Below are 15,272 nucleotides of genomic sequence, written 5' to 3'. Positions count from 1 at the left end.
ATGCGCCTGTGGTCAAAATTATCTGTATTAGCAGCGACCCTGCTCTCTGTCGCCTGTAGTATTACGCCGCCAAAAGACGTGAAAGTCGTCGATAACTTCCAACTACCCCGCTATCTTGGCACTTGGTACGAAATTGCCCGGCTGGATCATTCTTTCGAACGTGGGCTGGATAATGTCTCGGCTAATTACCAACTTCGTGATGATGGCGGTGTAAAAGTCATTAACCGAGGTTATAACTCGAAGAAACAACAATGGCAGGAAAGTGTTGGGAAAGCCTATTTTATTGGTTCACCACAACAAGCTTCACTGAAAGTCTCATTCTTCGGGCCTTTCTATGGCGGGTATAACGTTATTGATTTAGACGATGACTATCAGCATGCCTTAATTGCTGGCCCTAATCGGGAATATTTGTGGATCCTATCCCGCACACCGACAATTGATAGCCAAACCAAGGATCGGCTGGTTGCAGTCGCGAAAAATTATGGTTTCCCGGTGGATGAATTGATCTGGGTGAAGCAGGGAGAAATAGGGTTAGGTCAATGATTTTAGAATAGTTTAGTTTGGGGCCCACGAAGAAGTGAGCCCCTATAATCTATGATACTAATAATTTATGACGCCAATTTAAGTCCGATAATTCCTGCCAAAATCAGCCCTAAACTAAAAACTCGCGCCATACTGGCCGATTCCCCAAGTAACATGATTCCCAGGATAGCCGTCCCCACCGCTCCAATCCCCGTCCAGACAGCATAAGCCGTGCCCGCCGGTAAGGTTTTCATGGCATAGGCCAAGAGAAAGACACTGGCGGCCATCGCAACCAACGTCACAATGCTGGGTGTCAGTCGCGTAAAACCATGGGAATACTTTAGACCAATGGCCCAAATAACTTCTAATAAACCTGCAATAACCAGAATAATCCAAGCCATGGTAACCACCTCGCTTAGGCGGGGTCGTCCCCGAGATAACAGATGCGTGCTGGGTCGTCCCAGGCAGCAGACAGATAAGAATGGTACGTTAGCACGCCAGATACTCAGCATCAATATCATGAGTCGCTAAAAACAAATCCGGCGGCCAATGCCGCCGATAGCAATACAAACAGAGGGTTATTCTGCGCTGCGCTCAATAGCGCTACCGGCGCTTTGAACATCTTTACCGACACCTTTGGTGGTATTGCAAGCGCTCAATGAAATGATAACTAATAATGAGAAAATGACTGCGATGCTTTTCTTCAACATTATAAAAACTCCTTATAGTGCGTGGGTATGTCCGCCTTATAAGGATAGTCAAAAAAACAAAATTGCACTTTTTCCGACTTGAAATACCAACATCAGACAAAACCCAGATAGCAGAAAACCGCCAATTAAGCGGTTTTCTTTTATTCTCAGCGTAACTTATTTACTGCAACTTACTTCACGCGAGAAACATATTCGCCAGAGCGGGTATCAACTTTGATTACTTCGCCAACCTGTACGAATAATGGCACTTTGACCACGGCGCCAGTGCTCAGAGTTGCAGGCTTACCACCGGTACCGGCAGTATCACCTTTCAGGCCTGGATCTGTGTCAGTGATTTCAAGCTCAACAAAGTTTGGTGGGGAAACAGAAATCGGCTGGCCGTTCCACAGAGTTACGATACATTCAGCCTGGTCAATCAACCATTTGCCGTTTTCACCAATGGCTTTTGCATCGGCTTGCAGCTGTTCGTAAGTCTCGTTATTCATGAAGTGCCAGAACTCACCGTCGTTATACAGGTAAGTCAGGTTCAGATCGTTAACGTCTGCGCCTTCCAGAGAATCGGTTGATTTGAAGGTCTTTTCAACACGGCCGCCGGTCAACAGGCGACGCATCTTAACGCGAGCAAAAGCCTGGCCTTTGCCTGGTTTTACGAATTCGCTGGACTCAACTGCATAAGGCTCGCCCTCGAACATGATTTTAAGACCGGGACGAAAATCGTTGCTATAATAACTGGCCATTATGGTCCTCAAGAAACTGGTAGTAAGCCTAAAAAATGGCAAGTATTGTAACCCGAAACATGCCAATTAGAGAAGATTGGTTGCAACAACTCGCCGATGTAATTACAGATCCGGACGAATTGCTAAGAATTTTGTTCTTAAATGAACACCCTGACCTGCAACAAGGCACCGCAGCGCGTCGTTTATTTCCCTTAAGAGTGCCGCGTGCATTTGTTGCGCGTATGCAACCGGGGAATCCATCCGATCCGTTATTGCTTCAGGTGCTCACCGCTCGCGAAGAGTTTATCACGGCCCCCGGTTTTACCAACGATCCACTTGATGAACAGCGCAGTGTCGTCCCCGGCCTGCTGCACAAATACCGCAATCGCGCCTTATTGCTGGTCAAAGGCGGCTGTGCGGTCAATTGTCGCTATTGTTTCCGCCGTCATTTCCCTTATCAGGATAACCAGGGCAACAAAGCCAATTGGCATCAAGCACTGGATTATATCCGTCAGCATCCTGAGCTGGACGAGATTATATTCTCGGGTGGTGACCCGTTAATGGCAAAGGATAACGAACTCAGCTGGTTATTAGATGAGCTAGAAAGTATTCCTCATATCAAACGGTTACGTATCCATACCCGGTTGCCGGTAGTGATTCCTGCGCGCATTACCGCAGCACTGTGTCAGCGGTTGAGTGAGTCACGATTACAGGTGCTGATGGTGACACATATAAACCACGCCAATGAAATCGACCAAGACTTACGAGACAGTATGGCACAGCTGAAACGGGCGGGTGTGACACTGTTAAACCAAAGTGTGTTGTTGCGGGGAGTCAATGATGATGCTGAGGTTTTGGCAACATTAAGTAATGCCTTATTTGATGCCGGAATTTTGCCTTATTACATCCATGTATTGGATAAAGTACAAGGCGCAGCCCACTTTATGGTTGACGATGATGAAGCTCGGCAATTAATGAAAGGCTTACTGAGCCGGGTATCAGGTTATTTAGTCCCGCGGCTGGCGCGAGAAATTGGCGGGCAACCTAGCAAAACACCGCTGGATCTGCGACTGATGCAAGGCGAGTAATAGAAAGAATAAGCCACTTAGATATTAATGTGCCAAATGGGTCGTAGCCTGGTAAGGGGCCGGAGCACCCATTAGTGCCGTCACCTCGACTGACTCGGAACTGAAAATATCGCTGGGTTATCAACCCCAGGGAATGCTGTGCATCCCCTGGGCAATTTACATGCGTGCTAGAAATATTAAGGGCACTTGTAAACTTCACCGATCATTTTGCTGTCGAGCGGCGCAAAGCTTGATAAGAAGGTTTCGCTCGGGCTGGTTGCACCATAGATAACATTGCCGCCCATCGCCCCTGCTTTATTGCGCAGGTCATTTGCTGCACCGCGCATAGAGCTGCTTTCACCGCCGCCGCCAGATAACCAATTACTCTGAGTGCCCGTCACCTGACCAACTAACTGACATTCACTACCCGGTTTGGTGTCGGAGAACTTCACTTGCTCGCCCGCCGCACTCAATTGGTTAGTGGAGCTACAACCTGCCAGCAACAGCGCTGCTGAAAGACCAAGTAACACTTTAATCCGCATTTTTTTCCCCATTAGAAGTTGAGAATCACGCTAAAGATTACCAGAAAGCACCGCCGCCGCTTAGGCATCCGTTGCCGAAAATGTCCAGATACAAGATTCTGAAAAATACATACCCAAAATAATCTCGGTTACAACAGGGTAGCAAACCAAAGAGTCCCGATGAGCCTATTCAAGTAATAAATAACTACAAGTAAGGAATTCGGGTGAGTAAGTGCCACTCATACCACTGTAACGTCGACGATGAAAGGTATCTCAGTTTACACATTAAATCAGAAACGAAGAGAATAAAAAGCCCTGTAATCATCAACCGAGTGAAATAAAACTGCGGTTAATACCTCAGATTGCAAAAATGTGAATAAGAAAAAGCTGAGTATAAAATACAGACAAGGCAAGATTATGACGGGTTTTAGGTTTATAGCCGGTTTTTTATTTCCATAAAAAAAGCGAGCAGGTTACCCCACTCGCTTTAGGTCTATAGCTTAATCAGCAATCAATGAAGCTATAAGGTTGGCAGCATTACATCATGCCGCCCATACCGCCCATACCACCCATGCCAGCGCCCATATCAGCGCCTTTATCATCACGTGGCAGATCAGTAATCATGCACTCGGTAGTTATCATCAGACCAGCAATAGAAGCTGCGTACTGCAGAGCAGAACGAGTCACTTTAGTTGGATCCAAGATACCCATTGCGATCATGTCGCCGTATTCTTCGCTGTATGCGTTGTAACCGTAGCTACCAGAACCCGCTTTAACGTTGTTCGCGATAACAGAGGCTTCTTCACCGGCGTTAACTACGATCTGACGCAGTGGAGATTCCATCGCACGCAGAGCAACTTTGATACCTACGTTCTGGTCTTCATTGTCGCCTTTCAGGCCAGAAGCAGTGATAGCTGATGCAGCACGAATCAGTGCAACACCACCACCAGCAACTACGCCTTCTTCTACAGCCGCACGGGTTGCATGCAGAGCATCTTCAACACGTGCTTTCTTCTCTTTCATTTCAACTTCAGTTGCAGCGCCAACTTTGATAACGGCAACGCCGCCAGCCAGTTTAGCAACACGCTCTTGCAGTTTTTCTTTGTCGTAATCAGAAGTTGCTTCTTCGATCTGAGCACGGATTTGAGCAACACGCGCCTGAATTGCAGCTTCGTCACCTACGCCATCAATGATGATAGTGGTGTCTTTGTTGATAACAATACGTTTTGCCTGACCCAAATCTTCCAGAGTGGTTTTTTCCAGTTCCAGACCGATTTCTTCAGAAATAACAGTACCGCCAGTCAGGGTAGCAATGTCTTGCAGCATAGCTTTACGACGATCGCCGAAACCAGGTGCTTTAACCGCTGCTACTTTAACAATGCCGCGCATGGTGTTAACCACCAGAGTTGCCAGAGCTTCGCCTTCAACGTCTTCTGCAATAATAAGCAGTGGTTTACCGGCTTTCGCTACAGCTTCCAGAACTGGCAGCATTTCACGGATGTTAGAGATTTTCTTGTCAGCCAACAGGATGAATGGGCTTTCAAGTTCAATAGAACCTGTTTCAGGTTTATTGATAAAGTAAGGAGACAGGTAGCCGCGATCGAACTGCATACCTTCTACTACGTCCAACTCGTCTTGCAGGCCTGAACCTTCTTCAACGGTGATAACGCCTTCTTTACCCACTTTTTCCATCGCTTGTGCAATCAGCTCACCCACAGTTGAGTCAGAGTTTGCAGAGATGGTACCGACTTGTGCGATAGCTTTAGAATCAGAGCAAGGCACAGACAGTTTTTTCAGTTCTTCAACCGCAGCGATAACTGCTTTATCAATACCGCGCTTCAGATCCATTGGGTTCATGCCAGCTGCAACAGCTTTCAGACCTTCAGTGATAATGGATTGAGCCAGAACAGTTGCAGTGGTAGTACCGTCGCCTGCCGCGTCATTCGCTTTAGAGGCAACTTCTTTAACCATCTGTGCGCCCATGTTCTCAAACTTGTCTTCCAGTTCGATCTCACGTGCAACAGAAACACCATCTTTGGTGATTGTTGGAGAGCCGAAAGACTTGTCCAGAACTACGTTACGGCCTTTCGGGCCCAGGGTCACTTTCACTGCATCAGCAAGGATGTTTACGCCGCGTAGCATTTTGATGCGTGCGTCGTTACCGAATTTTACGTCTTTAGCTGCCATTGGTATTTCCCTTAACTCGTTCAGTTCAGAAGATTAGAGAGCGCGATTACGCTTCAACAATTGCCAGAATGTCGCTTTCAGACATGATCAACACTTCTTCATGGTCGATCTTTTCTGACTTCACGCCGTAACCATCGTTGAAAATAACGATGTCGCCAACTTTCACATCCAGCGGCTTGATCTCACCGTTATCCAGGATGCGACCATTGCCGACAGCCAGAACTTCACCGCGGGTGGATTTACCTGCCGCAGTGCCAGTTAAAACGATGCCGCCAGCAGATTTGGATTCAACTTCTTTGCGCTTGACGATAACGCGGTCATGCAATGGACGAATTTTCATTGATAGCTCTCCTATGAGAAGGTCCGTATCAGATTTAGGATTAATATCGGTATGCCTTCATAACCGATACCGTGCCTTCCTTAATGGGGGCGGCTTCTCATCCCTTCAAGGGATGACGACAAAAAAAATTCATTATTTTCTTGTCCAAAGGTGGCTATTTTTAGTCACCTCACCGCCCACAGTGAAAAGAAAACACTGTGATTGAATTTATTATTTTATGATTAACAAACAAGATTTTAGCAAGAGGTTTAGCCTTACTAATCCTTTTTAAAACCATTATCTGTAGGTTTATCATCCTCATCCGGGCGATGTTCAACAATGAAGCTGTCATCAGCTTTACGTTGAAACTCACCATCAAAGGTATTGCCGCCACCCATTGGGCCGCTACCGGCACTAAAACCACTAGCACGATAAATATTCAGATGTGGCATCAATTTTAATGTTAATGATTTTTGAATTGGGGGTAATAACAGCAGCAACCCGAGGAAATCAGTGAAGAAGCCGGGGATTAACAGCAAGAAGCCCGCTAACACCAAAGACACACTTTTGATCATTTCTGCCGCAGGGCTTTCACCCGCTGCCAATTTTTGCTGCATCTGTATAAAGGTTTTCATTCCCTGGTTACGCACCAGTGAAATCCCAATACAGGAGCTCAAGATAACCAACAGCAGGGTAACCAGTACACCCAACACAGCTGCAACCTTGATAAATATCGATATTTCTATATATGCCAATAAAAATATCAGCGCTAACGGTAACCAACGCACCGCATTCTCCTTATTCCAATCATTCAGTATCCCTCATCAGATAAACCCCTGCCTGACAGATACCATGAAAACCTTGACCCAGTTGGCGCTAACATTGCCTTTTCTACCTGTTTGGCAGATTTTGGTGTCAGCCCCCCTCTTCGACGTGGGTCGACCCTCATAAAATGGTGGTGGTTAATTCATTTTTCAAGCTAAGAGCAAAATTTTATTATCCAAGTGTATAACTGTGAGAGAAATCACAGATATCAGATCCTCTTAATTAATTCCCACCATATAGTGATCCTGGTTCAAGGCTTTTTATCATTAAGCAGCATATGATCCTGTCAGCGATATGATGAATGGTTAATCTTTCCGCGCTATAGCTTCATTGCGGCATCATATTGTCCACGTCGGCATAATTTAGTTAACAAATACAAAACAAGACAGCACATTAGAGAAGGTTCTCATGTCAAATAACATTCGTATTGAAGAAGACCTGTTAGGTACACGAGAAGTCCCCGCAGAGGCTTACTACGGTGTTCATACCCTGCGTGCGATTGAAAACTTCTATATCAGCAACAGTAAAATAAGTGATGTTCCGGAATTTGTACGCGGCATGGTTATGGTAAAAAAAGCCGCAGCGATGGCGAACAAAGAGTTACATACCATCCCACGCAAAATTGCTGACATCATTATCCAGGCATGCGACGAAGTTCTGGATAAAGGCAAATGTATGGATCAGTTCCCGGTTGATGTCTTCCAAGGCGGCGCGGGCACCTCTTTAAACATGAATACCAACGAAGTTCTGGCCAATATCGGGTTAGAGCTGATGGGCCATCAGAAAGGGGAATATCAATACCTTAACCCTAACGACCACCTGAACAAATGCCAGTCCACCAACGATGCCTACCCCACCGGTTTCCGCATCGCGGTTTATGCTTCCATCATGAAGCTTATCGACGCCATCAATCAGTTAAAAGAAGGCTTCGAAAGAAAATCCAAAGAATTCGAAAAAATCCTGAAGATGGGCCGAACCCAATTGCAGGACGCTGTACCTATGACGCTGGGGCAGGAATTCAAAGCCTTCGCGGTGCTATTAAAAGAAGAAACCAAAAACCTGCAACGTACCGCAGAGTTGCTACTGGAAGTTAACCTGGGTGCAACCGCGATTGGTACTGCGCTGAATACACCAGAAGGTTACTCACAGTTAGCAATACAGAAACTGTCTGAAATCAGTGGTCTGCCATGTGTGCCAGCAGAAGACTTGATTGAAGCGACCTCTGACTGTGGTGCTTACGTGATGGTGCACAGCGCGCTGAAACGTCTGGCCGTTAAGATGTCAAAAATCTGTAATGACTTACGTTTGCTTTCGTCTGGCCCACGTACTGGTTTGAATGAAATCAACCTGCCAGAATTGCAGGCCGGTTCTTCTATCATGCCAGCCAAAGTTAACCCGGTTATCCCTGAAGTTGTTAACCAGGTTTGTTTTAAGGTGATCGGTAACGACACTTGCATTACTATGGCGGCCGAAGCAGGCCAGCTCCAGTTGAACGTTATGGAGCCGGTGATTGGTCAGGCGATGTTTGAGTCCATCCATATCCTGACAAATGCTTGTTATAACCTGTTGGAAAAATGCATTAATGGCATTACCGCCAACAAAGAAGTTTGCGAGCGCTACGTCTTTAACTCTATCGGTATTGTCACTTATCTTAACCCGTTCATTGGCCACCATAACGGTGACATTGTCGGCAAGATTTGTGCAGAAACCGGTAAAAATGTGCGGGAAGTGGTTCTGGAACGCGGCTTATTAACTGAAGCCGAGTTGGACGACATTTTCTCGGTCGAGAACCTGATGCATCCTGCCTATAAGGCAAAACGCTATACCGATGAAAATGAACAATAAAATAATCATCCGGTAGCCCTGTAAGGCACGTATGCTCCTCTGGACAACGTGCCTTTTTACTTTCTGGCAAACACAAATTTTTAACTTTTCGTTTCCAATTAAAACAAATGTTTTCCAATTAAAATTAAGGAGTAAACACTATGATAGCCGTAGAATTAGTCATCGTTCTGCTGGCCATTTTTTTAGGGGCCAGGTTAGGTGGTATCGGTATTGGATTTGCAGGTGGGATTGGTGTTTTGGTATTGGCGATCATTGGCGTCAAACCGGGCAGTATTCCATTTGACGTTATTTCAATCATCATGGCGGTTATCGCTGCAATCTCTGCAATGCAGGTCGCGGGCGGTATGGATTATCTGGTGCAGCAAACCGAAAAGTTACTGCGCAAGAACCCAAAACACATCACTATCCTTGCTCCGCTGGTCACCTATTTTCTGACCATCTTTGCCGGGACAGGTAATATTTCGCTATCAGCCTTGCCGGTGATTGCAGAAGTGGCGAAAGAACAAGGCATCAAACCTTGCCGCCCACTTTCTACCGCAGTGGTCTCCGCGCAAATCGCCATCACCGCATCCCCTATTTCTGCGGCCGTAGTCTACATGTCTTCTGTGATGGAAGGTCATGGCGTCAGCTACTTACATTTACTGATGATAGTTATCCCATCCACCCTGCTTGCGGTGTTTGTGATGTCACTGATTGTGTCCTGGTGCTTTAACTCCAAACTGTCCGATGACCCAATCTATCTAAAACGTCTGGAAGAAGGCCTGGTAACACTGCGTGGCGACACGGTAAAAGTGATTAAACCGCGCGCGAAAACCTCCGTGTTGCTGTTCCTGGCGGGCGTATTGTCGGTGGTGGCATATGCCATTATCAACAGCCCAAGTGTCGGTCTGGTGGCAACACCGCTGATGAACACCACTAACGCTATCCTGATTATCATGCTGAGTGTGGCGACCCTCACCACAATGGTTTGCTCGGTTGAAACCGATTTAATCCTGAACTCCAGCACCTTCAAAGCCGGCATGAGTGCTTGTATTTGTATTCTCGGTGTAGCCTGGTTGGGCGATACCTTTGTACAGCACAATCTGGAATGGATTAAAGAAACTGCAGGTAGCCTGATTCAAGCGCATTCATGGTTGCTGGCGGTTATCTTCTTCTTCTGTTCAGCACTGCTTTACTCACAAGCTGCAACTGCCAAAGCATTGATGCCAATGGCAATGGCACTGAACGTTTCACCACTGGCTGCCATTGCTTCTTTTGCTGCGGTTTCTGGTTTGTTCATTCTGCCAACCTACCCAACACTGGTTGCAGCAGTACAAATGGATGACACCGGCACCACCCGCATTGGCCGCTTCGTATTCAACCATCCGTTCTTCATCCCAGGGACTATCGGGGTTGCACTGGCGGTTTGTTTCGGCTTTGTGATGGGCACGTTGGTTCTATAAGTTGTCTGTATCTCACTCGATGGGGCGCTTCGTGCGCCCCATTTTGTTTTGGAATCTATATCACAGTTACCTATCCCCAATCGGGTGCGAGTTGTCGGTTGCTGACAAGCAAATGAATAAAAATTAATTTAAAATCAATTTGTTGAATAAAAAATCATCACCAAAACCCTTGCATCTTGAAATATTCGGAGGATAAATCATCTTCTGACTCACATCAGCTTCAGGGTATAGTGCTTAACTTCAGCAGCATTACCCAACGAGGTTAAGATGTCTGATTGTGATGCAATTGTGGTATTGTGCACCGCCCCTGATGAAGCCAGCGCGCAAGATTTAGCCGCGCAGGTTCTGGGTGAAAAACTGGCAGCCTGCGCAACCTTATTGCCAGGTGCGACCTCGATTTACTACTGGGAAGGGAAGCTCCAGCAAGAGTATGAAGTCCAGCTTTTGTTCAAGAGCAATGCCAGCCATCAGCAAGCACTTCTCAGTTATATCAAACAACATCACCCCTACCAGACACCGGAATTGCTGGTGTTGCCAGTACGGGATGGAGATAAAGATTACCTGTCATGGCTCAACGCTTCATTACTCTGATTCTGCTGCTGTGCAGCGTTTTACTCGCGCCGCACAGTGCACAGGCTTCACTGTTTGGTGATAATGCCTCTTTTGGCCAAAAAAGCAGCCAGAGCCGCTTTATACCTGTCGATCAGGCGTTTGCCTTTGATTTTCGCCAACAAGGTGACCAACTCACTCTGAGTTGGCAAATTCATCCCGACTATTATCTGTATCGCCAGCAAATAAAAATTGTGCCGCAAAATGCCACTCTTGGTGCATTTACGTTGCCAGAAGGCATTGCCCATCATGATGAATTCTATGGTGAAGTTTCGATTTTTAAGCAGCAACTCACACTAAAAATCCCCATTTTGCAGGCCGGTGAACAGGCCAGTGTTAGCGTGACATATCAGGGCTGCGCCGAGGCCGGTTTCTGCTATCCCCCAGAAACACGGGTGGTTCCGCTTTCTACGGTGGCCGCCAGTGCCTCTACTGCGGCAATTTCCCCACTGACAAATGATGCCATCCCAGTGCCAGCTGAATTGCCATTTTCACCTTTATGGGCGCTGCTCATTGGCATTGGTATCGCCTTTACCCCTTGTGTGCTGCCAATGTATCCGCTGATATCAGCTATTATTCTTGGCCGTGAAAAGCCGCATAGCCAACGGCGGATCTTGCTGTTAGCCGTGGTCTATGTGCAAGGAATGGCACTGACTTACACCTTGCTCGGCTTGGTGGTGGCAGCGGCAGGGTTACAATTTCAGGCGGCGTTACAGCACCCCTATGTGTTAGTTGGGTTATCAGCACTGTTCGTGCTGCTGGCGTTATCCATGTTCGGCCTGTATTCGCTGCAATTGCCATCCTCACTGCAGACCCGACTGGTACAGTGGAGCAGCAGCCAACGCGGTGGCTCACTGGCGGGTGTTTTTGCTATGGGCGCACTGGCGGGTCTGATTTGCTCGCCATGCACCACCGCCCCACTCAGCGCCATTTTGCTGTATATCGCCCAAAGCGGGAATATGCTGGCCGGGGGCGGCACCTTGTATTTATATGCTTTAGGAATGGGCATCCCACTGGTGATTGTGACGTTATTCGGCAACAAGCTTATCCCGCGCAGTGGCCCGTGGATGCAATACGTCAAAGAAGCTTTCGGCTTTGTCATTCTGGCCCTGCCAGTATTCTTGCTGGAAAGGGTGCTGGGTGATGTCTGGGGCTTACGTCTCTGGAGCCTGCTGGCTGTCGCCTTCTTCGGCTGGGCCTTTGTCTTGAGCTTGAAAGCCCACTCCGGCTGGGCGCGAGTTTGTCAGTTACTGCTGCTCGCCGCCTTATTGGTTGCCGCCCGCCCACTGCAAGACTGGGCTTTTGGCAGCCCTACACCACAAAATGAAATTAAGCATTTAGCTTTTAAATCAGTTGCCGATTTACCTCAACTTCAAGCCGCTTTAGCACAAGCGCAGGGAAAACCGGTGATGCTGGATTTGTACGCCGACTGGTGTGTGGCCTGCAAAGAGTTTGAGAAATACACCTTTAGTGATGCACAGGTTCAGCAGCAATTAGCCAATACCTTGCTGCTGCAAGCCGATGTGACGGCAAACAGTGCGGCACACGCAGCCCTGCTGAAAGAGCTTAATGTCCTGGGGTTGCCGACCATTGTGTTTTTCGATGCACAAGGTAATGAGATTCACGACGCCAGAGTGACGGGCTTTATGAATGCCAGTGAATTTTTGCAGCACTTAAAAAATACCGTGCGGTAACCCATTTTGCAGTTTTTCGCAAAGATTCAAAAAGCTCATGGGGCAGCATGGTCATCAACCGGAGCTATAACGTCGCGGCAGCCATACCCATCGCCAATGTCGCGGCAATATTCCGCGCCGTCTTGAATACATTGTCGGCGGCATTCTCCAGCGCCTGATCCAAGGTGCAAATGCTGTAAATCACACTGAATACCGCATCCAAGCCGTGTTCATAAACTACGTCCACATCAGCGGACAGGCTACCTGCAATCCCAATCACGGGTTTATTATAACGTTTGGCGACTCTGGCGACCCCGATGGGGACTTTGCCATGAAGAGTTTGGCTGTCAATTCGCCCTTCGCCGGTAATCACAAAAGTAGCATCACGGACTAATGCATCCAGCCCCAGTGCATCGGTCACAATATCCACTCCCGGACTTAAAGTGGCACCGCAAAAAGCCAGCAATGCCGCCCCTACCCCTCCAGCAGCGCCTGCGCCTTCAACCTGATCAACCTCGACTGACAAATAACGTTTAATCACCCCCGCGTAATGCAATAAACCTTCATCCAGCAGGGTCACCATCTCCGGCGTCGCACCTTTTTGCGGCCCAAAAATGGCAGAAGCCCCTGCAGCGCCAGTCAGTGGATTGGTGACATCACAGGCAACATCTATTTGGCATTGTTGAATACGAGAGTCCAGCCCTAAAACATCAATGCTATCCAGCTCAGATAACTTGCCGCCACCAAAACCAATCTGTGCGCCATGTTTATCCAGTAATTTGCCCCCCAGCGCCTGCACCATACCCGCGCCACCATCATTGGTAGCACTGCCACCTATGCCGATAATGATATGTTTCACCCCCTGATCCAGAGCATGACAAATCAATTCACCAGTTCCATAAGAAGTGGTTTTCAATGGGTTGCGCAGTGGCGGAGGAACAAGCTCTAGCCCACTGGCCGCCGCCATTTCAATAAATGCCGATTTTTCATCACCAGAAATCCCGTAAAAGGCATCAACCAGCTCCCCTAACGGGCCGGTCACTTTCACTTTAATGATGCGGCCCGCCGTCGCCGCTACCATAGCTTCCACGGTCCCTTCGCCACCATCAGCAACCGGGAGCTTGATATATTGCGCATGGGGAAACTGGGTGCGAAAACCCGCTTCAATCTGCACCGCAACATCCAGCGCAGATAAACTTTCTTTATAGGAGTCCGGAGCGATGACTATTTTCATAAATGATTAATCTCATGAGCTATCTTTGGCCACCCAGGTGCCGAGTTTATCAACCCATCGCTCTGGATATCGGGATAGATATCAATATAGCCCTATTACCCAGCAGCGCCGAGCCCGGCCGAGCACCTTAAATCACACTCTTTCCCCAATGCCACGTATTTCACATGGGAATTAGGTCGCACAGTTATGATGAATGGCATCACTCAGTCAGCATCTGAATAAGCAAACAGGTAATCGCAAAGAGTTAATAAAATCTCGCCACAGTAGTGATAAGGTACAGAGTCAGCAGGCGCAGAGTGCTGAGGTATTTTGAGTTATTTGCAGATTTGACTGTGGTCAACCACACTTGCCAGAGAAGAAGTTGGAGGAGAGCAACGTGCAACGTGAACAAGTTTTAAGCAGTGCGCTCAATCTGTTAGAGCAGCAGGGATTGGCAAATACCACACTGGAGATGCTGGCAAAAGAAGTCTCAGTGGAAGTCAGTGATCTGGCCCGATTTTGGCCTGACCGCGAGGCATTATTATATGATTGCTTACGCTACCACGGTCAGCAAATAGATACCTGGCGGCGTCAGTTGCAACTGGACGAAACATTATCGCCGAAACAAAAGTTATTGGCGCGCTATGAGACGCTCAGTGAGCAAGTGCAAAATAAACGCTATCCTGGCTGCCTGTTTATTGCTGCATGCAGTTTCTATCCTGATGATGAGCACCCCATCCATCAGTTAGCAGAACAACAAAAACAAGCTTCCTTGCAATACACACAAGAGCTGTTGCATGAGATGGATGCTGATGATGCAAGTTTGGTCGCGCAACAAATGGAGCTAATTCTGGAAGGTTGCTTAAGTAAGCTACTGGTTAAACGCCAATTGCAGGATGTCGAGGTCGCCAAACGTTTAGCTGAAGATGTATTGGCAATCACTCAGTGCCGTAAAAATGGTGCGCTAAGTTAAGACACACTGGACATAACTGCATGCCAATTTATGTGTTTTTTCCTTTTTTTGTCTGAAAAGAGAGCAATTAGCACAGTTTTAGTGGTTTTAAACTATAAAGCCGTTGACGACCAGCGGCCAATACGGTTTAATGCGCCCCGTTGCCCGGATAGCTCAGTCGGTAGAGCAGGGGATTGAAAATCCCCGTGTCCTTGGTTCGATTCCGAGTCCGGGCACCACTATTTAGATTTTGTTTGTTACTGCGACTGAACATCAGTCTTAACAAGCAAATGATTAGACAGGAATACGATACGCTCGTAATTTCGTCATATAGATTGTAAAAGTAGTAAGCAATCAATTAGCTCACTTGTTAAAATAAGTGGGCATTTTTACGTGTTATGGTTACACAGAGCTTCCTCTAGTATCAAATAAGCAAGACTCAATAAGCCGTTGCCTCAAGCTGTTACATCAACTCTTTTTCCAAAATATCCCGCAAGCTATCAACGTTCTCATCGATATACTCAAGTGTCGATTGGATACTGACATGCCCCCAATAGCTTTTTGACGGCCTGAAATTTCAGCCTCTTCCGCTGACCTGTTCCCCGATGACCAGCGTAGTCATCAAGCGCATGCGTTTGCTGTTAGAGATATGCAAGTATTAAGACATCTTA

General features: G+C 47.3%; 15 protein-coding genes, 1 tRNA gene and 1 pseudogene. 8 read left to right on the top strand and 9 right to left on the bottom strand.

All coding sequences use genetic code 11. The features are described from left to right. Positions 1-543 carry an outer membrane lipoprotein Blc gene (gene blc / locus YROHD0001_RS13800; RefSeq protein WP_004713634.1) on the top strand — a complete coding sequence of 181 codons (543 nt, stop codon included), beginning with the start codon at positions 1-3 and terminating at the stop codon, positions 541-543. 65 nt (positions 544-608) lie between these two features. On the opposite strand, the gene sugE is transcribed toward blc, so the two are convergent. The 3 genes from sugE to efp form a co-directional block, all read right to left on the bottom strand. After that, a complete protein-coding gene (sugE, locus tag YROHD0001_RS13805; RefSeq protein WP_004713633.1) occupies positions 609-923 on the bottom strand; it encodes a quaternary ammonium compound efflux SMR transporter SugE in 315 nt (104 codons plus the stop codon). 177 nt (positions 924-1,100) lie between these two features. Beyond that, the gene (locus YROHD0001_RS13810) at positions 1,101-1,232 is read right to left on the bottom strand and encodes an entericidin A/B family lipoprotein (protein ID WP_004713632.1); all 132 of its coding nucleotides are present in this window, start codon (positions 1,230-1,232) and stop codon (positions 1,101-1,103) included. 170 nt (positions 1,233-1,402) lie between these two features. Next, positions 1,403-1,969, bottom strand: coding sequence for an elongation factor P (efp, locus tag YROHD0001_RS13815; RefSeq protein ID WP_004713630.1), 567 nt, complete (start codon positions 1,967-1,969; stop codon positions 1,403-1,405). Positions 1,970-2,004: 35 nt separating this feature from the next. On the opposite strand from efp, the gene epmB reads away from it, so the two are divergent. After that, positions 2,005-3,036, top strand: coding sequence for an EF-P beta-lysylation protein EpmB (gene epmB / locus YROHD0001_RS13820; RefSeq protein ID WP_032816218.1), 1,032 nt, complete (start codon positions 2,005-2,007; stop codon positions 3,034-3,036). Positions 3,037-3,212: 176 nt separating this feature from the next. Here epmB and YROHD0001_RS13825 read toward each other — a convergent pair whose 3' ends face one another. The 4 genes from YROHD0001_RS13825 to YROHD0001_RS13840 form a co-directional block, all read right to left on the bottom strand. Further along, a complete protein-coding gene (locus tag YROHD0001_RS13825; protein WP_032816217.1) occupies positions 3,213-3,557 on the bottom strand; it encodes a DUF4156 domain-containing protein in 345 nt (114 codons plus the stop codon). Between the two features lie 516 nt (positions 3,558-4,073). Then, positions 4,074-5,723, bottom strand: a complete 1,650-nt coding sequence (gene groL / locus YROHD0001_RS13830) for a chaperonin GroEL (protein WP_004713627.1) — start codon at positions 5,721-5,723, stop codon at positions 4,074-4,076. A gap of 46 nt (positions 5,724-5,769) precedes the next feature. Further along, positions 5,770-6,063: a co-chaperone GroES gene (locus YROHD0001_RS13835; protein ID WP_004391824.1), complete on the bottom strand. Its 294-nt coding sequence runs from the start codon at positions 6,061-6,063 to the stop codon at positions 5,770-5,772. A gap of 257 nt (positions 6,064-6,320) precedes the next feature. Continuing rightward, positions 6,321-6,830, bottom strand: coding sequence for an FxsA family protein (locus tag YROHD0001_RS13840; RefSeq protein ID WP_032816216.1), 510 nt, complete (start codon positions 6,828-6,830; stop codon positions 6,321-6,323). Positions 6,831-7,275: 445 nt separating this feature from the next. Between YROHD0001_RS13840 and aspA the strand changes: the two genes are divergently transcribed. The 4 genes from aspA to YROHD0001_RS13855 all read left to right on the top strand — a co-directional run bounded on the left by aspA (position 7,276) and on the right by YROHD0001_RS13855 (position 12,457). Continuing rightward, on the top strand, positions 7,276-8,712 hold the full coding sequence (aspA, locus tag YROHD0001_RS13845) for an aspartate ammonia-lyase (protein ID WP_004713624.1): 1,437 nt from the start codon (positions 7,276-7,278) through the stop codon (positions 8,710-8,712). A gap of 140 nt (positions 8,713-8,852) precedes the next feature. Next, positions 8,853-10,154 carry an anaerobic C4-dicarboxylate transporter gene (locus tag YROHD0001_RS13850; RefSeq protein ID WP_004713623.1) on the top strand — a complete coding sequence of 434 codons (1,302 nt, stop codon included), beginning with the start codon at positions 8,853-8,855 and terminating at the stop codon, positions 10,152-10,154. 267 nt (positions 10,155-10,421) lie between these two features. Continuing rightward, positions 10,422-10,745 carry a divalent cation tolerance protein CutA gene (cutA, locus tag YROHD0001_RS0117400; protein ID WP_032816214.1) on the top strand — a complete coding sequence of 108 codons (324 nt, stop codon included), beginning with the start codon at positions 10,422-10,424 and terminating at the stop codon, positions 10,743-10,745. Next, complete coding sequence (locus YROHD0001_RS13855; protein WP_004713622.1) at positions 10,721-12,457, top strand: protein-disulfide reductase DsbD; 1,737 nt, start codon at positions 10,721-10,723, stop codon at positions 12,455-12,457. Before cutA ends, YROHD0001_RS13855 begins: the two co-directional genes overlap by 25 nt. Positions 12,458-12,521: 64 nt before the next feature. On the opposite strand, the gene YROHD0001_RS13860 is transcribed toward YROHD0001_RS13855, so the two are convergent. Continuing rightward, positions 12,522-13,670, bottom strand: coding sequence for a glycerate kinase (locus tag YROHD0001_RS13860; protein ID WP_004713621.1), 1,149 nt, complete (start codon positions 13,668-13,670; stop codon positions 12,522-12,524). 376 nt (positions 13,671-14,046) lie between these two features. Here YROHD0001_RS13860 and YROHD0001_RS13865 point away from each other — a divergent pair, with 376 nt between their 5' ends. Beyond that, positions 14,047-14,622, top strand: a complete 576-nt coding sequence (locus YROHD0001_RS13865) for a transcriptional regulator (protein WP_004713619.1) — start codon at positions 14,047-14,049, stop codon at positions 14,620-14,622. A 142-nt stretch (positions 14,623-14,764) separates the two neighbouring features. After that, positions 14,765-14,840, top strand: a tRNA-Phe gene (locus tag YROHD0001_RS0117395). A gap of 224 nt (positions 14,841-15,064) precedes the next feature. On the opposite strand, the pseudogene YROHD0001_RS20895 reads toward YROHD0001_RS0117395, so the two are convergent. Then, positions 15,065-15,173 (bottom strand): annotated as a pseudogene (locus YROHD0001_RS20895) (tyrosine-type recombinase/integrase); the annotation flags it as partial. Positions 15,174-15,272 lie beyond the last annotated feature (99 nt).

The organism is Yersinia rohdei ATCC 43380 (assembly GCF_000173775.1).
In the GTDB taxonomy this organism is placed as follows: Bacteria; Pseudomonadota; Gammaproteobacteria; order Enterobacterales; family Enterobacteriaceae; genus Yersinia; species Yersinia rohdei.
This window is presented reverse-complemented; position numbering and strand designations above follow the sequence as displayed.

What these genes read in the sequence shown, in the direction of transcription:
- blc (WP_004713634.1), top strand. Translation starts at nt 1, where the DNA reads ATGCGCCTGTGGTCAAAATTATCTGTATTAGCAGCGACCCTGCTCTCT.
- sugE (WP_004713633.1), bottom strand. Translation starts at nt 923, where the DNA reads ATGGCTTGGATTATTCTGGTTATTGCAGGTTTATTAGAAGTTATTTGG.
- YROHD0001_RS13810 (WP_004713632.1), bottom strand. Translation starts at nt 1,232, where the DNA reads ATGTTGAAGAAAAGCATCGCAGTCATTTTCTCATTATTAGTTATCATT.
- efp (WP_004713630.1), bottom strand. Translation starts at nt 1,969, where the DNA reads ATGGCCAGTTATTATAGCAACGATTTTCGTCCCGGTCTTAAAATCATG.
- epmB (WP_032816218.1), top strand. Translation starts at nt 2,005, where the DNA reads ATGGCAAGTATTGTAACCCGAAACATGCCAATTAGAGAAGATTGGTTG.
- YROHD0001_RS13825 (WP_032816217.1), bottom strand. Translation starts at nt 3,557, where the DNA reads ATGCGGATTAAAGTGTTACTTGGTCTTTCAGCAGCGCTGTTGCTGGCA.
- groL (WP_004713627.1), bottom strand. Translation starts at nt 5,723, where the DNA reads ATGGCAGCTAAAGACGTAAAATTCGGTAACGACGCACGCATCAAAATG.
- YROHD0001_RS13835 (WP_004391824.1), bottom strand. Translation starts at nt 6,063, where the DNA reads ATGAAAATTCGTCCATTGCATGACCGCGTTATCGTCAAGCGCAAAGAA.
- aspA (WP_004713624.1), top strand. Translation starts at nt 7,276, where the DNA reads ATGTCAAATAACATTCGTATTGAAGAAGACCTGTTAGGTACACGAGAA.
- YROHD0001_RS13850 (WP_004713623.1), top strand. Translation starts at nt 8,853, where the DNA reads ATGATAGCCGTAGAATTAGTCATCGTTCTGCTGGCCATTTTTTTAGGG.
- cutA (WP_032816214.1), top strand. Translation starts at nt 10,422, where the DNA reads ATGTCTGATTGTGATGCAATTGTGGTATTGTGCACCGCCCCTGATGAA.
- YROHD0001_RS13855 (WP_004713622.1), top strand. Translation starts at nt 10,721, where the DNA reads ATGGCTCAACGCTTCATTACTCTGATTCTGCTGCTGTGCAGCGTTTTA.
- YROHD0001_RS13860 (WP_004713621.1), bottom strand. Translation starts at nt 13,670, where the DNA reads ATGAAAATAGTCATCGCTCCGGACTCCTATAAAGAAAGTTTATCTGCG.